General features: G+C 38.0%; 13 protein-coding genes. 7 read left to right on the top strand and 6 right to left on the bottom strand.

Features of this window, described 5'->3' with window-relative positions:
* Nucleotides 1–4: 4 nt before the first annotated feature.
* From DS885_RS02130 to DS885_RS02115, 4 genes are all read right to left on the bottom strand, one after another.
* Entirely contained in the window at nucleotides 5–3,064 is a 3,060-nt protein-coding gene (locus DS885_RS02130; protein ID WP_113817756.1) for a chemotaxis protein CheB, read from the bottom strand.
* A gap of 72 nt (nucleotides 3,065–3,136) precedes the next feature.
* The gene (locus DS885_RS02125; RefSeq protein ID WP_113817755.1) at nucleotides 3,137–5,722 is read right to left on the bottom strand and encodes a sensor domain-containing protein; all 2,586 of its coding nucleotides are present in this window, start codon (nucleotides 5,720–5,722) and stop codon (nucleotides 3,137–3,139) included.
* A gap of 74 nt (nucleotides 5,723–5,796) precedes the next feature.
* Entirely contained in the window at nucleotides 5,797–6,216 is a 420-nt protein-coding gene (locus DS885_RS02120; protein WP_113817754.1) for a response regulator, read from the bottom strand.
* 28 nt (nucleotides 6,217–6,244) lie between these two features.
* Nucleotides 6,245–8,137, bottom strand: a complete 1,893-nt coding sequence (locus tag DS885_RS02115) for a CHASE domain-containing protein (RefSeq protein ID WP_258546826.1) — start codon at nucleotides 8,135–8,137, stop codon at nucleotides 6,245–6,247.
* 506 nt (nucleotides 8,138–8,643) lie between these two features.
* Between DS885_RS02115 and hpxO the strand changes: the two genes are divergently transcribed.
* A complete protein-coding gene (hpxO, locus tag DS885_RS02110) occupies nucleotides 8,644–9,798 on the top strand; it encodes an FAD-dependent urate hydroxylase HpxO (protein ID WP_113817752.1) in 1,155 nt (384 codons plus the stop codon).
* Nucleotides 9,799–10,020: 222 nt separating this feature from the next.
* Nucleotides 10,021–10,653 carry a TetR/AcrR family transcriptional regulator gene (locus DS885_RS02105; RefSeq protein ID WP_113817751.1) on the top strand — a complete coding sequence of 211 codons (633 nt, stop codon included), beginning with the start codon at nucleotides 10,021–10,023 and terminating at the stop codon, nucleotides 10,651–10,653.
* 58 nt (nucleotides 10,654–10,711) lie between these two features.
* Here the strand turns inward: DS885_RS02105 and DS885_RS02100 are convergent, their stop codons facing one another.
* Entirely contained in the window at nucleotides 10,712–11,782 is a 1,071-nt protein-coding gene (locus DS885_RS02100) for an OmpA family protein (RefSeq protein ID WP_181817678.1), read from the bottom strand.
* Nucleotides 11,783–12,438: 656 nt separating this feature from the next.
* Nucleotides 12,439–13,959: a carbon-nitrogen hydrolase family protein gene (locus DS885_RS02095; protein ID WP_113817749.1), complete on the bottom strand. Its 1,521-nt coding sequence runs from the start codon at nucleotides 13,957–13,959 to the stop codon at nucleotides 12,439–12,441.
* 460 nt (nucleotides 13,960–14,419) lie between these two features.
* On the opposite strand from DS885_RS02095, the gene DS885_RS02090 reads away from it, so the two are divergent.
* The 5 genes from DS885_RS02090 to DS885_RS02070 are packed head-to-tail and all read left to right on the top strand — an operon-like array spanning nucleotide 14,420 to nucleotide 20,282.
* Entirely contained in the window at nucleotides 14,420–15,238 is an 819-nt protein-coding gene (locus tag DS885_RS02090; protein ID WP_113817748.1) for a MurR/RpiR family transcriptional regulator, read from the top strand.
* A 37-nt stretch (nucleotides 15,239–15,275) separates the two neighbouring features.
* The gene (locus DS885_RS02085; protein ID WP_113817747.1) at nucleotides 15,276–16,274 is read left to right on the top strand and encodes a bile acid:sodium symporter family protein; all 999 of its coding nucleotides are present in this window, start codon (nucleotides 15,276–15,278) and stop codon (nucleotides 16,272–16,274) included.
* Between the two features lie 12 nt (nucleotides 16,275–16,286).
* Nucleotides 16,287–17,483 (top strand): amidase, encoded by a 1,197-nt coding sequence (locus DS885_RS02080; RefSeq protein WP_113817746.1) that lies wholly within the window; start codon nucleotides 16,287–16,289, stop codon nucleotides 17,481–17,483.
* Nucleotides 17,483–19,060 carry a gamma-glutamyltransferase family protein gene (locus tag DS885_RS02075; protein WP_113817745.1) on the top strand — a complete coding sequence of 526 codons (1,578 nt, stop codon included), beginning with the start codon at nucleotides 17,483–17,485 and terminating at the stop codon, nucleotides 19,058–19,060. Before DS885_RS02080 ends, DS885_RS02075 begins: the two co-directional genes overlap by 1 nt.
* Nucleotides 19,050–20,282, top strand: coding sequence for a pyridoxal-phosphate-dependent aminotransferase family protein (locus DS885_RS02070; RefSeq protein WP_113817744.1), 1,233 nt, complete (start codon nucleotides 19,050–19,052; stop codon nucleotides 20,280–20,282). The genes DS885_RS02075 and DS885_RS02070 overlap by 11 nt, the downstream gene beginning before the upstream one ends.
* Nucleotides 20,283–20,284 lie beyond the last annotated feature (2 nt).

Raw genomic sequence — 20,284 nt, 5'->3', positions numbered from 1 at the left:
TTTATTATCGCTCAGCTACTTCAAACTTTTGTACAATATCTTTAATCTCTTTACGCTCTAGGACATAGTCAATACTACGAACCAGCAGAGGTTTAGAAAGATCGTCTTTACTGATCACATCAATGATTTCATTAGATAAGAAGGTCTTATCCATCACCGATTCTTTTTGACCCGATAACAAGATAATAGGCGTATCTATATCCTTATCCTTCATTGCATTAACAAAGTCTTCAGCCGTATTTGCACCTAACTGATAATCTAATAAACAAACATCGATCTTCATGCGCCCAGCTAGTTCTATTGCTTCTTCTAGCGTTTTAGCCTCAACAATAGTAAATGTACGCTCTTCAGACTCTTTGAAGTACCTTTGTACTCTTAAACGGTCTACGGCATCGTCATCAACAACCATCACGGTTACATGTTGATTAACTTCAATACGATGATGTAAACGCTTAGAGCGATTGACCAATAGCGTTTTAAACTGCTCCTGTGCTTGTACCAATGCATTCTCTACAAATTTCAACCTTGATATATTGGTAATAGTGATTAGCACACCGTGTTGTGCTGTGGTGCTGATATCATCATTAACCGCATAAGGAGCCATGCGTAGTAAGGCAGTTTGTCCCGTTTTAGTGAGGATATCCTGTTCAACTACTTCACCTTTAGTGCTTACATTGCCTATCTGAGTTAGGAAGTCGCTGTAATCTAATTCATGAGAAATATGATGAATAGGACGACCTATATCCGATGCGCGTAGATTAATATAGTTCGCTGAATGCGGTGTATATTTACGGATTGTTAGGTTTTCATCAAGGAAAATAATCCCTAAATCCGTTGAATTTATGACATTATCTAAGTCCATATTAGCTTCTGTTAACTGCGAAATTTTCTCTTGATATTCGCTATTAACCGTATATAACTCTTCATTCACTGATTGTAGTTCTTCATTAGTACTTTGCAGCTCTTCATTAGAAGACATTAACTCTTCATTAGCCGACTGTAGTTCCTCATTGGTGGTTTCTAACTCTTCAATGGTGACCTGTAAATGTTCTTGTTTTTTAACCAACTCTTGTTCTAAGTCATGAATACGTTGTAATGACTGTTCACCACCATCAAAAGTAATCGACTTAGGTGATTTTCTAACAACATTATCATGCTCATGAACAATAAACTGTAAGATATATGAGCGAGGTGAACTTTGATGATCACTCTGTTTCACCATAAACACAGCTAAATCAATATAACTAGCTTCACCATCTAAAATACAAGCCACGTCACTATAGAAAACATCCTCTTCGTTTTTCTCACTACGGTATAAGGCAGTGGAAACAGCAATCGCTAAATCATCACAAATCATATCCTTGATATTTAAACTCACCTTACCGCGGCCCAAACCTTTGGTATAGCGAGTCATATCACCATAAACATGTACTGCATCAAAATTATCATTTAATACCACACAATCAGGTGCATAGTGCTCAATTAGGCGCTCCATGACGGTATTGTATTTATTATTAATCACCATACGAGACTGGTGTACATTACTGTTAGAGATAGGTGATACCACTGGCGCAGTGATATTTTGTTTCAATGAACTTGGTTGTTTTAACGGTAAACGTGCCGCACTAACTTTTTGGAAAATTCGAGTACGTTCATCAACCGTCTCAAAATGTGCCGCCATATCACCTAAGGACTCAGAGTTGCCTAAGAATAAGTAGCCATTCTGCTGTAACGCAAAGTAGAAAGATAAAAAGACTTTCTGTTGGGCATTTTGTTGGAAATAAATTAAGGCGTTTCTACAGCTTAATAGATTAATATTAGAGAAAGGTGGATCTTCAATCATATTGTGTTGAGCAAAGATAACCATTTTACGTAGCTTAGCAGATACTACATAGGCATTACCCGTTGGTTCAAAGTAATGCTTTAGACGACTTTTTGAAATATCTTGTACTATTTCAGCGGCATAAACGCCAGTACTTGCCTCCGCGATAGCGTCTTCATCAACATCCGTAGCGAATATTTTAACTCTACGGTCTATTTGATATTTCTCTTTAGCTTCATCAAACAAGATAGCAATTGAGTAAGCTTCTTCACCTGAAGAACAACCAGCAATCCATAAACGAATAGGATCTTTACCATTACCAGAAGTCAGTACTTTATGTACAGCAACCGTGGTTAGCTTCTCGAAGGCTTCATCATCACGGAAAAAACGCGTCACATTAATTAGCAGCTCTTTACTCAAAATAGACACTTCTCTTGATGATTCTTTTAACAAACGTAAATAAGCATCAAGAGTTTTTAATTGGTTAATTCCTAAACGTCTTTCAATACGGCGAGATACTGTAGATGACTTGTATTGTGCAAAGTTAATTGAAGACTGTTTTTTTAAAATATCAAAAATGTCGTCAAGCACTTTACTGTCACCATCAGAGGCAGTAAATGAGCTGACAGGTGCATCCCCTTTAATCGAAGGATGATTAATAAAATCGACTAAACTTTTACCCATTTCACTAGGTAACAGCACCATATCAGCTAACCCAGTTTGGTAGGCATTCGTTGGCATACCATCAAACTTCGCTGAATCAGGCTTTTGTACAACAACTAGACCGCCAGCTTCTTTCATGGCGCGAATACCACGTGTTCCATCTGTACCTGTACCCGATAATATAATACCAATCCCTTTATGTTGCTGATCCTCAGCTAACGATCGTAAAAACACATCAATCGATAAATGCGGAAGGCGATCTGGCATCTGATCTGAAAGTAATAACTTACCTTCGGTGATCAACATATTTTTACGAGGCGGCATTAGATAAATAGCATTGGCTTCAATGGTAATGCTATCAGACACTTCAAAAATAGGCATGTCTGTATGTTTGGTTAACAACTCAGACATCATGCTTTTATAATCAGGAGAAAGGTGCTGAACAACAATATATGTTGCACCAGTATCACTAGGAAGATTACCAAAAAATTCTTGTAACGCTTCTAAGCCGCCCGCTGAAGTACCAATACCAACGACATGTGATGGTGGTATATTTTGTGTATTTTCGGATTGGGTCACGTGGTTCTCACTATTTATGTATATAAATTATATTATAACTAATTGTTAATAATAAACTTTACTATTAATTATCTAACATTTCGATATCTTTATTTTTTTCAATAATTGACTCGCATGGACTTGAGTCAGCGGCTTATGAAAATAATACCCTTGATGGCATAAACAACCTTGCTCGACTAACCAATCCTTAGTTTGGATATCCTCAACCCCTTCTGCAACCAAACCTAGCCCCAACATTTTTCCTAACCCAATGATGGCGAGAACTATTTTTTCCGCTTCATTATCTCGTAAAATATCCATCACAAAGCTTTTATCTATCTTGATATAGTTTAATGGCATTTGTCGTAACAAACCTAACGATGAGTAACCCGTTCCAAAGTCATCAAGTGCAATCAAGAAACCAGCATTTTTCAATTTATTCAAATTCTGACCTGCTAGTGCAGGATCTTGAATAAAGGCTGTCTCAGTAACTTCTAATGTAAACCAACTTGGTTGTATTTTCTCTTTTTCAAACAGTGCAATAACAGAGTCAGCAAACTCCACTAAATGCAGTTGTTTCACCGATAAGTTAATGCTGATTTTTTGTGGGAAAATTAATAGTTTCTCATCTATCCATGCCTTAGCTTGAGCAATAACTTCATAAAATAACCATTCTGAAAATGCTTGAATTAAGCCATTGTCTTCCATTGTCGGAATAAAAGTATCTGGGCCTACGGGGCCTAGCTCAATATTCGACCAACGAGCTAATGCTTCAAATCCCATAACATTTTCTGTGGTTGCTTCGATTAAAGGCTGTAATACAAATGAAAAACCTGAATGGTGTAAATTATTTAAATCAGTGGTTAAATAATTTAATAATGACAGGTCTTTCTCAAGTGCAGATTCATAAAAACAATATTGGTTTCTGCCTGAGTCTTTGGCTCGATATAAGGCTAAATCAGCCTTTCTTAAAATATCACTGGGTTCCATATTATGCTCAGTAGCAATCGCAACACCTACACTACAGGAAAGCATCATGGACTTTCCTTCAATATTAAAAGGAAGGTTAACCGCACTAACTATTTTGTTCGCAATAGGTGCAATCACCTTTTCAGTCATTAAGTCTGTAAAGATAATGGCAAATTCATCTCCACCTAGGCGCGCAATAGAATCTTCGTCTCGAACCACTGATTTTAATCGTTTTGCGACCTCTTGAATAACTAAATCACCTACATGATGCCCTAACGTATCATTAATATTTTTAAACCTGTCTAAGTCTAAAAACATTAAGGCACTAATACCGTGACGTGGCACACGCGCTAAGGCTAATGTTAACCTATCGGTGAAAAATGCTCGATTAGACAACCCAGTTAAATGATCATAATTAGCCATTCTTTGTAATTTTTTAGAGTGGGATCGTTCCGCTGAAATATCTAACATGGTAAAAATAAAACCAGTCACTTCAAAACGGTCATTAAACAAGCCAACAACATTAATTGATACCCATAAACTTTGCCCAGTTATGGTCACTAACTCAGCTTCACTTTTAAAGTTATTAGAATGCGAAATAGAACGAATTATTTCTAATAAAAGGTCGTTGGTATCCAAGTTTTTAATCGCAGAAAGCCAGCCCTGTCGTAAAGATTGCTCTTCACTTTGCCCAGTATATTTTTCCCAGGTTTTATTGATATATGAGCAATTAAAGTCTTTATCTGTTTGCAAAATGGCCATAGGCACTACGCTAGTTAACGCATTGAAACGTTGCACACTCGCGTTGTAAATCTCTTGATTTACAGAGACTTCAGTTTTTTCGTTAATCATTAAACCAAAGCAATGTTCGTTTAAATAATTAACATCAAACAAATGAATATCCACATGAATTGACTGGTGTTCATTCAATACTAATTGAACATTCGACCATTGCTGCTTTTCTAAATGCCCTAAAAAGAAAAATTTAGTAATTGCGGTTAACAAACGAAAAGCAATACTAGGTAAAGTCCTATTAATCAGCTTTTCCATAGAGGGCCAACCACGCTCTAAGTTCGAGTTAAATAAACTTTGCGCAGCAAGGTTTGATTTCAAGACTTTAAACTCATCATTAAAGATAAAAGCGGGGTGGAAGGTATTCTTGAGCAGAGACTCTAAAATTAGTTGGCTTTGGTGATCTGGTGAGATAGTGAGTTTACTCTCAACCGTTTTAGGTGTGGATAATTTAGCGTGTTGTTTTTGATTTTTTAATAGAGTAATTGTGGCGAGTAAAAAAGGAGTAACATCAATTAAATCATTAGAACGGACAGATAGCTCTATGTTAACTAAAACAATAATGGCATAAATATTATCAGCTTCACCGATCGGAATATAACGTAAATTATCGATGTATTTATTATTCAATAAGCCATCATTAACCTGCTCTACTTTTTTATCATAAAAGTAAGGGGTAGCTATACAATCTTTAGTTAAAAAATACTCTGTTAAATCTTTAGTCAGTTCATTTTTAATAGGTTCAAACAGCATATCTGGAGCGATAACAACCCGTGACTGTAAATTCACATGGTGCGTGTTTAACTCATTATCAACCAAAAAAGCCAAGGCATAATCGGATTGATTAATTCTTGCGAGTTTTTCAACACAATGTTCCAAAATATAATTATTGGATTTCGTAATTTGCTGTAATTTCAACAAAACCTCTTTCTAGCTTAATGTTAGTTATTAAAGAGAGCCTTATTATATAAAAACTCATTTTTTAATTATCGCTACTTTGGCAACATCACTACACGCCAATAACAATCCAATAACTTAATCACCTTATCGAACCCAGCTTTTACATCTGACTTAACAATATACCCAGCTATATTCTCATTATAAGCCGCCACGACATCTTGATCTGCTGAGGAAGTGGTTAATACAAAGATAATTGAATCTCTTAACTTACTATCTTGACGTATCTCCTTAAGAAATTCTACCCCCCCCATGATTGGCATATTTAAATCTAATAAAATCAGATAAGGGCGTGGTAAAGTACTTGTATCTCGTAATATTGCTAATGCATCAAGCCCATTTTTTGCTCTAATAATAGGATTAGCAAATTTTAACTTTTTAAAGCCTCGTTCTACTGCTTTAGCATCAATATCATCATCTTCAACCAATAAGATGCTTACTTCACTATAATCCATAAAAATTCGTCCTGTGTTTATATAAGGGTTACTTATCGATAACTTGTTTAGGCCAAGTAAAGTAAAAGGTGCAGCCTTCTCCCTCTTGAGACTGAATATTTACTTCTCCGTTATAGTACTCAACTATTTTTTTAATTAAAGCCAAGCCCATACCACTTCCTTCTGTTTCATCACGTGGTTTAAGCGTTTTAAACATTTTAAAAATTTCTTCCTGATATTTTTTTGAAATGCCTGGTCCATCATCTTCAACACTAAATTGATAAAACTCACCCAAATCTTCACAGCGAACGTTAATCGTTCCTTGCTTCTGGTGGTGATGTTTAATCGCATTGCTCAATAAGTTTCTAACGACTTGTTCAAAAGGCGCTCTAAATGATGAAAAAACAGGCATTTCACCATCACAGATCAAAGTAAAACTATTAAGAGGTGAAACTAAGACAAAAAGTTCATTTATAACAACTTTACTATCAATCATAGAGAGGCTATCAGAGCGATGGTTAACTTGAGAATATTCCAATAAATCATTAAGTAAACTTTCTAAGCGACCAATTCTACTTCTCATCATCTTAAGGTGTTCTGGGATCTCCTCTAACTCTCCCTCTTCGATATCTTCTATCACCCAAGTGGCTAACTGATCGATACCACGTAATGGAGCTTTCAAATCATGCGATGCAACATAAGCAAACTCATCTAGCTCTTTATTGGATCTAGATAACTCTACTGCACGCGATTGAGCTTCCATTTTAGCTTGTTCAGCTTCGGTCATTAACCTTGAAAGTAGGCCTCTTTGTTTTTCTAATACTTCAACATTTTCTTTCAGTTGTGAATTTTTATCTGCTAAAGATTGGGTTCTTTGATCAACTTTTTCCTCTAACCTGCTATTTTGAGTTTGTAATTCTTCACTTAGGAGACTGATATTTTTAGCGCGGACAATAGAGACTAGCAAACTATAAATGGCAATACCCAATAATAAGCTAATAACAATACCACCAGCAAGAATCCATTTAATCACAGAAGGAGACTCGATACTCTCTAACAGCGCAGTATTTAAGGTAACATGTAACTGCCATTGACGTTCTGGAACAGCTAGATCAAAGCTTAAGGTGTTAGCAGTAATATCAGAGCCATAAAGCAAATCAATTTTATTCTCTTCAATATCTAATAGGGTCAGTTGTAACCCTTTCATGTCAGCATATCTTTCAGCATTTTCCATCAAAACATTGATTTTAAACACACCAGTTACATAACCACGCAAGGCGTTGATACGCTCTGCTACAGAATCTGTTGCTAAGCCTTTGTTGTAAACAGGCGCGATAATTAATGCCCCCGTTAAATTTTTCGCTTGCTGCACCAAATTTATTTTCCCTGTCGTTGCCATCTTGCCACTATTACGAGCGAGCTCCAGTGTTTTACGACGGGTATCATTACTGCTTAAGTCAAAACCCAATGCTTTTTTATTTAATTGGATAGAGCTAAAGTAAGTCACCGGTGTATATTCATCTTTATCTGGACTGATAATTAATTGGTTATTTTCATCTCTTTTTACAATATTAAAAGTAGGATGTTCTCTTCTTAGACGCGCTAAGTATTCCTCCTTTTCATCCGCTTTAATTAAAGGGACCCAACTTAAGGCTTGGATATAGTTACGACTTTTAATATCTAAAATATCCATGTAACGATTGAATTCAACTTGCGATAACTCTTCTCTCTCCACACTATAAAAGGCTTGCAAACCACGCAGCTCATTAAGGGACTTATCTATTGAGTCTTGAAGATAAATGGAAACTTGTTTTGCAGTGTTCTCAATTTTTAAAGAGTTTTCAGATTTTAATTGATTCGCTACTTTCAAAGAAACAGAGTAAGTACTTAAAACACCGATCAAGCTGACTACTACAGCCACCACAAACGATTTAATAGACATATTTTTCAATTAAAAATCCTTTTATAAGGGAGAGGGAATTAACGCATAAACATAAGAGGAAAGTAATACCAACGTCACCTCAAAAGTAAGTTCCACTTGGTTAATCAATTAAAAGTATAGCACTAAAAATTATACCTATTTTATAGTATAAGTTTATTTTCACCTAAGTTTTAAATACACATATCACAAATTTATAAAGCATTAGCTGATACGGAGCCTATAAAAAAGCGTGCTTGTTTGAGTTCTACTAATCACCCTGTTTAACTATTATCAAAGCGCACAAATATAGCGCAAACCGCACTATATTGAGGCAAAAATCCCTAAGAATACCACAACAAAAAACTAACCACTTGGTAAGTAAATGGTTTAGAACAACTTACTAATTGGCATGAGCGTTGCAGTACTTACTATATTGACAGCCTGATAAGGCATTTTAAATAGCCAAATATGGTAATTACTCAGTATTAATCGTTGACGATAGCAACGCATTGACAAAGGGAAATAAGATGAAAGCATTAATAATAGGTGCAGGAATTGGCGGCGTTTCAGCTGCTGTATCATTAAAAAAACAAGGTATTGAGTGTGAAATATTTGAAGCTGTAAAAGAGATCAAGCCAGTAGGCGCTGCTATCTCTGTTTGGTCAAATGGTGTGAAATGTATGAACCACCTCGGCATGGGGCATATTATGGACAAACTCGGTGGGCCAATGCTAAATATGGCTTACCAAGATGGTAAAACGGCTGAAGTACTCACTCAGTTTAGTCTAGCTCCGTTAATTGAAGCAGTAGGTGAACGTCCATGCCCAGTTTCTCGTGCAGATTTGCAATCAATGATGATCGATTACTGGGGCAAAGAAAAAATACAATTCGATAAACGTATTGAGCGCATCACACAAGATGAGAAAGGTGTTAGCGCTTACTTCACTGATGGTAGCGTAGCACATGGTGATTTTATGATTGCTGCCGACGGTGCAAACTCTGTCGCACGCTCTTTTGTGTTAGGACGTAAGGTAGAGCGTCGCTATGCGGGTTATGTTAACTGGAATGGTTTAATTGACACCGACCCATCAATCGCTCCCGTTGATCAATGGACAACCTTTGTAGGAGATGGAAAACGTATTTCGTTAATGCCAATCTCCGATAATCGCTTCTATTTCTTTTTTGATGTTCCTTTACCTTCAGGTTTACCACAAGATCGTAGCACAGTAACTGAAGATCTAACTCGATATTTCACCGATTGGGCTGAGCCAATACAAAAATTGATTAAAGCAATTGATCCATCCACCACCAATCGCGTTGAGATCCATGATGCCGATCCATTCACAACCTATGTTGATAGACGTATTGCGCTATTAGGCGACTCTGCGCATCCTACTACACCAGATATTGGTCAAGGTGGTTGCTCGGCAATGGAAGATGCTGTGGTACTTGGGCAAGCCTTCTCAGCAACAAAAGATATCCATGCTGCTTTATCTGATTATGAATCTCAACGTAATCAACGTGCGAAAGGCTTAGTATTAAAAGCGCGTAAACGTTGTGAAGTGACTCATGGTGAAGATATGCAAATAACTCAAGCCTGGTATAAAGAACTTAAGCAAGAGACTGGTGATAACATTATGGCAGGTCTCAAGGAAACCATTATAGGTGGTCCGCTAGGTTAAACGATTACGATCAAAACCAGCCTCAACAAGCACTTACTTTATCTAACGGCAATGATTAACAATCAATTATTGTCGTTATGTAAAACCTCTCTTATTTACTCCAATTAATCGACGCTTTTAACTTGCTTGAATTAATGAGTAAGCATAAGCAGTTATAGAACAAATATAATATAATCAAACGGATATTGGTCGTTCACATCTACTCATTTAAAAAGGAAAACAATGAGGAAAAGTAATAAAGGCAGAATAAGAGCTGAAAAGACACAAATAATATTACAAGCCGCTGAAATAGAGTTTGTTAAACACGGATATAGAGGCACCAGTATTCAAGCTATCTCTGATGCTGCTGGTGTACCTAAAGCGAACCTTTTATATTATTTTTCAAGTAAAGAAAATCTTTATGCCGCCCTACTAAAAAATATAATCTCAATTTGGAATCAAGCATTTACCGAGATCACTGAGCAGGATGATCCTAAAAAAACATTAGAGAACTACATTCACAGTAAAGTCCAGCAAGCTATTCAGTACCCTAATGCCTCAAAAATATTTGCTACTGAAATAATTCAAGGCGCACCTAACCTTAAAGAGTATTTACAGCTAGAAACAAGAACATGGTTAAAAAACAGCTGTAAAATAATAGAGAGCTGGATTGCACAAGGCAAGATGAAAAAAGTTGATCCTGAAAAGTTAATCTTTTTGATTTGGTCAAGCACACAGCACTATGCGACCTACCAAGCAGAACTGTTAATAATTACTGATAAAAAGCAATATCAGCAAAAGGATATCACTGAAATTAGTGAGTTTTTATGCGCTATGGTGTTATCCGGCTGTGGTTTAAGCGACCACACTAATTAGCAGCCAAAAAAAAGCCCTCTACAAGAGAGGGCTTCAATAACATAATGACTAAGTCAAATTAACGTTCAACAGCAACTTTACGTGTTTCGTTAATGTTGATTTCGATACGACGGTTCATTTTGTGAGCGTCAGCAGTGTTGCTTGTATCGATTAGGTTTGTTTCACCGTGACCAACTGGAGTTACACGAGATGAAGCAATACCAAACTCAGATGTTAATAGTTCAGCAACGGCAGTAGCTCGTTTTTCTGATAACTGTTGGTTGTAGCTCGCTTTACCTACTACAGAAGTGTAACCATCAACAGTGATGTCTACATGTGGGTACTGCTTAAGGAAAGTAGCAACGTCAGCAAGCTCTGAGTAGTACTCTGGTTTAACAACCGCTTTATTGTTGTCGAAGTTAACTGCTAGACGGTAAGACAATCTTTCTTGTTCAAATACAGTACAACCGACTTCGTCTACTTTATCTGTCGTCGGTGTAGCAGGACATTGGTCAACACCATCTGCAACGCCATCTTTATCTGTATCAACAACTACTGGGGCAGGTGCTACGTATGGTGCTGGCTCAGGCTCAACAGCAACAACTTTATCGTTAGTGCTAAAGAAATAAACTAAACCAACTTGTGCGATAGCATCTGTTTGTTTATCTTCGAATTGGTAATTTGCTTTACCTTCTAAGTAACCAGCAAACTGGTCAGTAAAGTATTGACGGTAACCAAGACCGGCATTAACTGCAGCTTCCGTATCTGTATTAAAATCAAATGCGTTAACACCACCAAGTACGTAGATGCTTTGCTCTGTTGGGAAGTAAAGCGCATCTAAGTTATATTTATTAATACCTTGAATGTTATCGCCTTCATGAAGTTCAGCAGCGAAACGAGTGTAAGATAAACGAAGCTCTACAGGTGCAGATAAACGGTAACCTAATTCAACACCAAGACCACCAGAACGTGTAAATTGATTATCTGAAGGATCTAAACGGTCATTATCAGCTTTCATGTATGCACCATGAATACCACCGTAGTAGTTACCTACTAAAGTATCTGCATCTGGTTGGTCTGCAGCATTAACCGCGCTGAATTGAGTAAGTAAAAGCGTGCTAACAAGAAGAGAGGTTTTATGTTTCATCATTTCTATATCCATTTGATTAGTTAATTGTCCGATAAAGCATTTAAATAGTTAATTAAATGTGATTATAAGCACAACAAAAAAATAAAAAATTTAACAAAAAATATCATGTTGTATAATTCTTTGCAAATTAATATCTGGGAAGGTTAAGCGAATAACGCTTCTCAAAGATTCTTTAAAACTATTCCATATGCTTTAATATTCTACAGGGTCTATTAAAGAATGCCCTTTTATAAAATAAAAAATATATTAATAAAACAACACAAAACCAACCTAATATAGGTAATAAATATCATCTATTTTCGCCAAAAAACTGAATGATAAACAAAAACATAACTGTTAGCTAAGCACTGTTTTACGAGAACAACCTATTATAAAAGTAAAGTCTTTAAAGTCATAATACTTTATATAATATTTGAACGACTTTGAGCAATATAAAAAACCAACCCAGAAAAGATACGTACCAACATACCAGTTAGATCACTAATACCTTAAAAATAAACATATACGTAATTAACTTCTATATTTCATCAAAACATAACGACCTTTTTTGTTAGCCTTTATGATCGTTTGCTGAAATAAAATATAAAATAAATCAGTCCATAAGCCAGTTATGAACTGATTTATACGCGTCTGTTAATAATAAGCAGTCTAATGACTTAACGTTTTTCTAAATTAAATAGGTCGGTACGCCTATCTTTCAAGTTTTTGACACTACCAAACTGATGGAGTTCCCTTAATAAATAAAGATCTACATCTGCAATTAAAATCATTTCTGTATTTGGTGTCGCTTCTGCCTTGATACCATTAGCAGGAAAAGCGAAGTCACATGGCGTGAATACGGCTGATTGAGCATACTGAATATCCATATTATGTACTTTAGGTAAATTCCCCACTCCACCAGCAATAGCAACATAACACTCATTCTCAATAGCACGGGCTTGAGAGCAAGCTCTCACACGAGAGTATCCGTTTTGCGTATCCGTTAAAAATGGCACAAATAGAATATCCATCCCTTCATCGGCTAATATTCGGCTTAATTCCGGAAACTCTGAGTCATAACAAACTAATATCCCGATTTTACCGCAGTCGGTATCAAAGGCTTTAAGCTGATGCCCCCCTTCCATACCCCATACTTTTGTTTCATCAGGTGTTACATGCAGTTTTTCAAAGCGCTCTTTAGTCCCATCTCGACGACATAAGTAGCCCACATTATAAAGTCGATCATCAACAATCTCAGGCATACTGCCGGTAATAATATTAATATTGTAACTAATGGCTAAGTCAGTAAATTTCTGCACAATCGTTTCAGTATACTTCGCCAACTCGCGAATCGCCTGAGGCTCACTAATATGATTATTTTCAGCCATTAACGGCGCATTAAAAAATTCAGGGAATAATGCAAAATCAGAATGATAACTAGCAACGGCATCAACAAAGTACTCTGCTTGCTCCATCAACTCATCAAAGTCTTTATAAGGACGCATTTGCCATTGAATTAATCCAAGACGCACTAACTTTTTAGTTGGAATGGTTTGTTTATTTGGTTTCTCATAATAAATATTGCTCCATTTCAACAATACCGCGTAATCATTGGAACCTTTGTCCCCTTCTAAGTAACCCTTAATAATTCTGGCAGGATAAAAATCATTAGAAATCTGGAAGTTTAATACTGGATCATGGATCTCTTTACGTTTTACTTTCTCAATGTATTCTTTCGGTGAAATCTGTTCAGAATACTTATGATAGTTAGGGATACGTCCACCAAAAGTGATGCCTTTCAAGTTTGCTCTTTCACATAACTCTTTTCGGTAATCATATAAACGCCTACCTAATCTTAATCCTCTAAACTCAGGTTTAATAAACACATCAACACCATATAAAGTATCACCATAACTACGATGAGTATTAAAAGTATCGTTTCCAGTGATTTCGTTATAAGTATGGCTATCATCAAAGGCCGCATAATCGACTTTGATCGACAGAGCGCATCCGGCAATCTGTTCATTCACTTTTATAACAACTTGCCCTTCAGGAAACTTATCAATTAAAAATTTAATTTGATGCTCTTCTCGGTAGGGATCATCTAATGTGGTATAAGCTTCAATCATAATTTGTTTAAGCTCTTGATAATCATCAAGGCTTAATAGTGACAATTCAATATTTTCTATATTTTGCATCGTAAGACCTACTTGAATATAAATACTTAATTCGAATTTGCTCAACTGACATATGCAGTGAATATAAAAACGCCATGAAGAGCACTTATTTTATAACTTAAATCGACAGATAAACTTCAATATACTATTGAAATACATTAATAAACACACCTTATATAGCCTCTATTCAAAAATCATAATAGCGCTCAAATAACCGCCATATATTGCCCTTAAACAGTGCAACGATTGCACCAGATTAAGAGGTATTGATAACTATTTATTTATTTTTTAAGCGCGAAGAAACTAAGTTAATGTTTTAAAAGATCTTTTAAAACGCCGCATCAAATGGCACAATCGTTGCAATATAAATAAAAATGGTTCGATCGTTTCATGCAATATTTCGTATAAATATCGAAATAAAATGTTCGCAAACCCACAAACGGAAGAGTTAAAAAGCTTTCTTGCAGCTGTAAGGTAATCAATGACAAACAATAACCACTCTCTCACAGATCGTATTAATCGCCATTATGCTGATTTAACAGCAAATAGTCGTCGCTTAGCCGATTATTTACTGCTTAACCCAGAAAAAGTATTGATTATGTCTACTAATGAAATAGCGGAATCTTGCGCAGTCTCAAAGACCAGTGTAAGCCGTTTCATACGACGTTTAGGTTATGCGGACCATGTCTCTTTGCGTAATGAGTTATTAGAAGTGCGAGAAAGTGGTGAGCCTGTTTTGACAGCGATTCAAGAGGATTGTGATTTTCATCAAGATATCCAAGGACTACAACAACTAAAGAAGCAGTTAGAAAGTACCTCTTTACAACCTATTACAACACTACTTGCCACAGCCCCGCGCATAAAAGTAATTGGCTACCGCAATAGTTATCCATTAGCCATGCATTTGCGTCAGCAACTGATGCAATGCAGAGGACATGTAGAACTATTACCAGTCCCTGGGCAGACAATAGGGGAAGATTTAGCGTCTATCGATGAAGATGACTTCGTGGTCATAATCGGCATTCGTCGTCGAGTAAAAAAATTCTCTAAATTACTTGAACAATTACAGCACAATAAAGTGCTACTGATCACAGATCAATCCGGACAAAAATACGCCGAACAAGCAACGCACCTTTTAGTGTGCCACATGAATAACGAAACACCCCTAGATAGCTATGCTGTACCGAGTAGTTTAATCGCTCATCTAGTGAATAATACTTACCAACTTTTAAAAGGAAACGCTACTAAAGTAAGCAGTAAAATAAGTGCCAATTACGCTAATCTCAATGAATTAGAGTAATTAATAACATGATAAAAACAAGGTCGTTAAAATTAATATGAATATTATAAATAAGCTTAAAAAAGAATGGTTTTTAGTTGGTATGGTGATCGCGATAGCACTCGCGACAGTCAGTGCCGATATTGGTAAAAGTGGGGGCGTTATTCATCTCGACAAACTGACAGGAATCGGTGTCGCGATTGTCTTCTTTCTACATGGTTTAGGGTTATCACCTGCTGCTATTAAGGCCGGAATAAGTAACTGGCGCATGCACATCTACATTCAGGTGGCGACCTTTGTTGCTTACCCTTTATTGTGGGTCGTATTCGGAGATCTATTCTTAGCGTACATGCCAGCGGCACTCGCTTTTGGTTTTTGTTATCTGTTTGTTTTGCCAAGTACTATCTCTTCTTCAGTGGCTATGACTAGTGTGGGTAAAGGTAATGTCCCCGGGGCTATTTTTAATGCGTCATTATCAAGCATATTAGGCATCTTTATTACCCCACTTTTAATTCAATTATTTATGGGATTTGAAGGGGTTGAACTGGACTTAATGGCGTCTATTATTTCCATCTCAAAACTGTTGCTTCTCCCTATGATTTTAGGTCAGTTAGCACGTCCACTATTATTGAAGTTTGCCGAGAGACATAAAGCCGTTGTTAATAAAGTCGATAAATATGTGATTTTATTAATTGTGTATAACGCCTTCTGTAACTCAATTGTTAATGGTATTTGGAGTTCATTCTCACTAGAAATGCTCATCACTTCATTTGTGCTATGTGTCGCTATCTTGCTGATCATGGTTCACCTGATTCAGTGGGGTGCGCGTCGTAGCCAGTTTGCCTTAGCCGATGAAGTGGCCGCCGTTTTTTGTGGTACTAAAAAAACCCTAGCGGCGGGGATTCCGATGGCCACCGTTATCTTTGGCAGTGACCCTAAGCTTGGCATGATCCTATTGCCAATCATGCTGTATCACCCAATTCAGATTTTTTACTGTGCCATTTTAGCCAGTCGTTATGCCGCACAAGCTGAACCAGCAACTAACTCCTCACTTTAGAAGGATCTGGACATGAGTAACAACACAACAAGAGATAGTAGCGTTTATTGCCTACAAGGCCCTGAATTGCTAGCCGCTACCACACAAGGGAAGTTAACCGGTAAAAGCTTTGTATTTAAAGATCTATTTGATGTCGAAGGTTATGTCACTGGAGCTGGTAACCCAGCTTGGTTAAGTAGCCATGACAAAGCAGCTAAGACATCACCTTTAATCGACAAGCTGTTAGCACAGGGAGCTGATTGTGTTGGTCGCGTTCAGACCGATGAGCTTGCTTATAGCTTAAATGGACAAAATATTCACTACGGCACCCCGACTAATCCGGCAGCGCCAAACTGTCTGCCTGGTGGTTCATCTAGTGGCAGCGCAGTAGCTGTAGCAAGTAAACATGCAGACTTTTCCATTGGCACTGACACAGGTGGCTCTGTGCGCGTACCTGCAAGTTACTGTGGATTATTTGGATTACGTCCAACGCTGGGTAAGTTGGATTTAAGCAACGCATTTACTTTATCAACAAGCTTTGATACTGCCGGGATTTTCAGTCGAGATTTATCACTGCTACAAGCAGTATTTAAAACACTTTCAGAAGATAGCAACACAGGACAAGTAGCTTCACATATTTATCTTGATGACACCTTAGCTAAGTCACTCAGTGAAGAGCGTTTAAATAGATTACAAGCTTGGTGTAAAAAATCGTCTATTAAGTTACTCGGCTGTAATTTGTTAACTGAATTAGCCATCACACTGGATGACTTGAGCCTATTATTTCGTACCATTCAAGGTTATGAAATCATTCAAGAACACAACCAATGGTTAACCCAATACGGTGAGTCCTTAGATCCTTCTATCATGTTACGTGTTGAGTGGGCTCGTACCATCACCACAGAAGAATATAAGCAAGCGAAAGTACAACAACAAGATTTCACTACAAAAGTGACTGATTATTTGCAGCAACTGAATGGGCTACTTGTACTACCGACAACTCCTTCAGGTGCTCCTTCTTTAACCCTTACTGGTGAAAAATTGGCTGATTATCGATCGCAATTAATGGGATTAACCAGTATTGCAGGTTTAAGCGGTTTACCACAATTGCACTTGCCAATGGCAGGTTTAGAAGAAGGCCCTTGTGGTTTCTCATTAATGGGCTTAGCCAATACAGAAACGGACTTAATCACAACTGGTTTACAGTTAGTACAAGGAGAAGTGAACTGATGACTTATCAAACCTCTTTTACCGCTCCTCATCATAAAGCAGCAGCAGCTGGACAAGCGATACTCGACGCAGGCGGAACAGCCAGCGAAGCTATGGTTGCTGCGGCAGCAATGGTGTCAGTGCAATACCCGCACATGAACAGTATCGGCGGTGACGGTTTCTGGTTAATCAGTAAAGCCGGCGAGAAACCTGTTGCCATTGATGCCTGTGGCGCAGCCGCTGTTAATATTGATGCCGACCATTATCGTCAACAGGCTAGTGAACTCCCTGAAAGTGGTGGCTCAGCAGCGCTAACCATGGCCGGCACTATCTCTGGTTGGCAAGCAGCTTTAGAGATTAATGGTGGAGAGTTAACACTTAACAAACTATTACAACCGGCTATAGATGCAGCACAACAGGGTATCGAAGTAACACAAAGTCTAGTGGATGCCAGTGAAAAAACACTGGGGAGACTACAGCAACTAGAAACCTTTGCAGCAACTTATTTAAAGCAAGGTAAGACTTTAAAAGTCGGTGATATGGTTACCAATCCAGCTTTAGCTAACACTTTTAAACACTTAGCAGATGCCGGCTTAGAAGACTTTTATCGCGGTCAATTAGCTGAACAAATGGCAGCAGACTTAAAAGCAGCAGGTAGTCCAATCACCTTAGTCGATTTTAATCAACATCAAGCTAAAGTGATAACACCTTTAACCACGGATATTTCAAAAGGACATTTATACAATTTAGATGCCCCAACACAAGGCTTAGCCTCTTTATTGATTTTAGCCATTTACGACCGATTAGCAGATAAAATTAGTAGCGAAGTTGAACATATTCATTTGCTAGTTGAAGCAACAAAACAAGCTTTTATTATCCGTGACCAGCAAATTACCGACCCAGATTGCTTAAATCAGCCATTACAAGATTGGTTAAAAGACTCAGTGATCGATCAATGTGTTAATAACATTGCTTTAGACAAAGCATTACCTTGGCCACACATAGCAAAACCAGGTGATACCGTCTGGATGGGGGCCTGTGATCAATACGGCACTATGGTCAGCTTTATACAAAGTATTTACTGGGAATTTGGTTCAGGTGTTGTCTTACCTAACTCAGGTATTACTTGGAACATCCGAGGCAAAAGTTTCACCCTAGACGCTAATCACCATAATGTGTTAGCCCCGGGTAAAAAGCCTTTTCATACCCTGAATCCTGCCTATGCAGAATTGCATGATGGTAGACGTATTGTCTATGGCTCGATGGGTGGAGAAGGTCAACCACAAACGCAAGCTTGCCTCTTTAGTCGTTACCTTTATCAAGGCCAAAGTCTATCCAGTGCCGTGGCGAAACCACGTTGGCTATTAGGCAGGACTTGGGGCGATACAACCAACAATCTACGTTTAGAAAACCAACTTTATAAGCAATATGGCGCAACACTCAAAGCCTTAGGGCATGACGTTACAGCCGTTGCCGATAATAATGAATTAATGGGGCACGCTGGTGCCATTATGCTCAATAAACACGGTAAAGCGCAGGCAACTAGCGATCCGCGTAGTGATGGGCAAAGCTTACTTGGAGACAATCATGACAACTAACACTTTATTTGAAACGCTAAATCCACCCGTTCGTCTATTAATGGGGCCAGGTCCAATCAATGCCTACCCACGAGTGCATCAAGCGATTTCATCGGCATTAATTGGTCAATACGATCCAGTGATGACAGGTTACATGAACCAGGTGCAATCGTTATACCGAGAGGTATTTGAAACACAAAATAAACAGACAATGTTAGTCGATGGTACTGCACGCGCAGGCATCGAAGCAGTATTAGTGTCAGTACTTCAACCAGGCGATAAGGTACTGATACCAGTAATGGGGCGTTTTGGCCATCTATTGTGTGAAATTGCGCAACGTGTTGGCGCCGTGGTTAAAACCATTGATATCGAGTGGGGTGAAGTGTGCCCGCCAGAATTAGTAGAAAAAGCGATTAAAGAGTTTGGCCCTAAAATGCTAGCAACGGTACAAGGTGACACATCAACGACCATGAACCAACCATTAGCAGAAATCGGTGAGATTTGTGATCGTTATGATGTGTTGTTTTATTGTGATGCTACCGCTTCAATCGCCGGTAATGAACTGAAAATAGATGAGTGGAAATTAGATGCAGTATCAGCAGGGTTACAAAAATGTCTAGGTGGTCCATCAGGTAGCGCACCTATCACACTAAGTGATAAATGTGCAGAGGTGATCACACGACGCAAGCATATTGAAGCAGGTATCCGCGCAGACCATCATACAGCAGGCAGTGATGCCATTATCCAGTCTAACTATTTCGACCTAGCCATGATAATGGACTACTGGGGACCAGAGCGTTTAAACCACCACACTGAAGCGACCAGCATGTTATATGCGGCTCGCGAATGTGCACGCATCTTCTTAGAAGAAGGCAGTGGCAATGTTGTTGCTCGTCATAAGCAAGCAGGTGATGCAATGGCAAAAGGTTTACAAGCAATGGGATTAACCTTGTTTGGTAACCAAGCTTACAAAATGAATAATGTAGTAGGCGTTTACATTCCTGAAGGGTTAGACGGCGATAAAGTACGTCAAGAATTACTCCTGTGCTTTGGTATTGAAATCGGCACTTCATTTGGTCCGTTACACGGTAAAATTTGGCGTATCGGCACCATGGGCTTTAACGCGAGACAAGAGTGTGTGCTCACTACGCTTGCAGCATTGGAGTCTGTATTACTCAAACATAAAGTGAAAATTAATCCAGGCCAAGCAGTCACCACGGCTATGCAATACTTTAGCGTCTAACG

Origin of the sequence: Psychromonas sp. B3M02 (assembly GCF_003318165.1) — a bacterium.
GTDB lineage: Bacteria > Pseudomonadota > Gammaproteobacteria > Enterobacterales > Psychromonadaceae > Psychromonas.
Note: the sequence above shows the minus strand (reverse complement) of the source record. Positions and strands in the feature narration are given on the sequence as shown.

What these genes read in the sequence shown, in the direction of transcription:
- DS885_RS02120 (WP_113817754.1), bottom strand. Translation starts at nt 6,216, where the DNA reads ATGGATTATAGTGAAGTAAGCATCTTATTGGTTGAAGATGATGATATT.
- DS885_RS02115 (WP_258546826.1), bottom strand. Translation starts at nt 8,137, where the DNA reads ATGTCTATTAAATCGTTTGTGGTGGCTGTAGTAGTCAGCTTGATCGGT.
- hpxO (WP_113817752.1), top strand. Translation starts at nt 8,644, where the DNA reads ATGAAAGCATTAATAATAGGTGCAGGAATTGGCGGCGTTTCAGCTGCT.
- DS885_RS02105 (WP_113817751.1), top strand. Translation starts at nt 10,021, where the DNA reads ATGAGGAAAAGTAATAAAGGCAGAATAAGAGCTGAAAAGACACAAATA.
- DS885_RS02100 (WP_181817678.1), bottom strand. Translation starts at nt 11,782, where the DNA reads ATGATGAAACATAAAACCTCTCTTCTTGTTAGCACGCTTTTACTTACT.
- DS885_RS02095 (WP_113817749.1), bottom strand. Translation starts at nt 13,959, where the DNA reads ATGCAAAATATAGAAAATATTGAATTGTCACTATTAAGCCTTGATGAT.
- DS885_RS02090 (WP_113817748.1), top strand. Translation starts at nt 14,420, where the DNA reads ATGACAAACAATAACCACTCTCTCACAGATCGTATTAATCGCCATTAT.
- DS885_RS02085 (WP_113817747.1), top strand. Translation starts at nt 15,276, where the DNA reads ATGAATATTATAAATAAGCTTAAAAAAGAATGGTTTTTAGTTGGTATG.
- DS885_RS02080 (WP_113817746.1), top strand. Translation starts at nt 16,287, where the DNA reads ATGAGTAACAACACAACAAGAGATAGTAGCGTTTATTGCCTACAAGGC.
- DS885_RS02075 (WP_113817745.1), top strand. Translation starts at nt 17,483, where the DNA reads ATGACTTATCAAACCTCTTTTACCGCTCCTCATCATAAAGCAGCAGCA.
- DS885_RS02070 (WP_113817744.1), top strand. Translation starts at nt 19,050, where the DNA reads ATGACAACTAACACTTTATTTGAAACGCTAAATCCACCCGTTCGTCTA.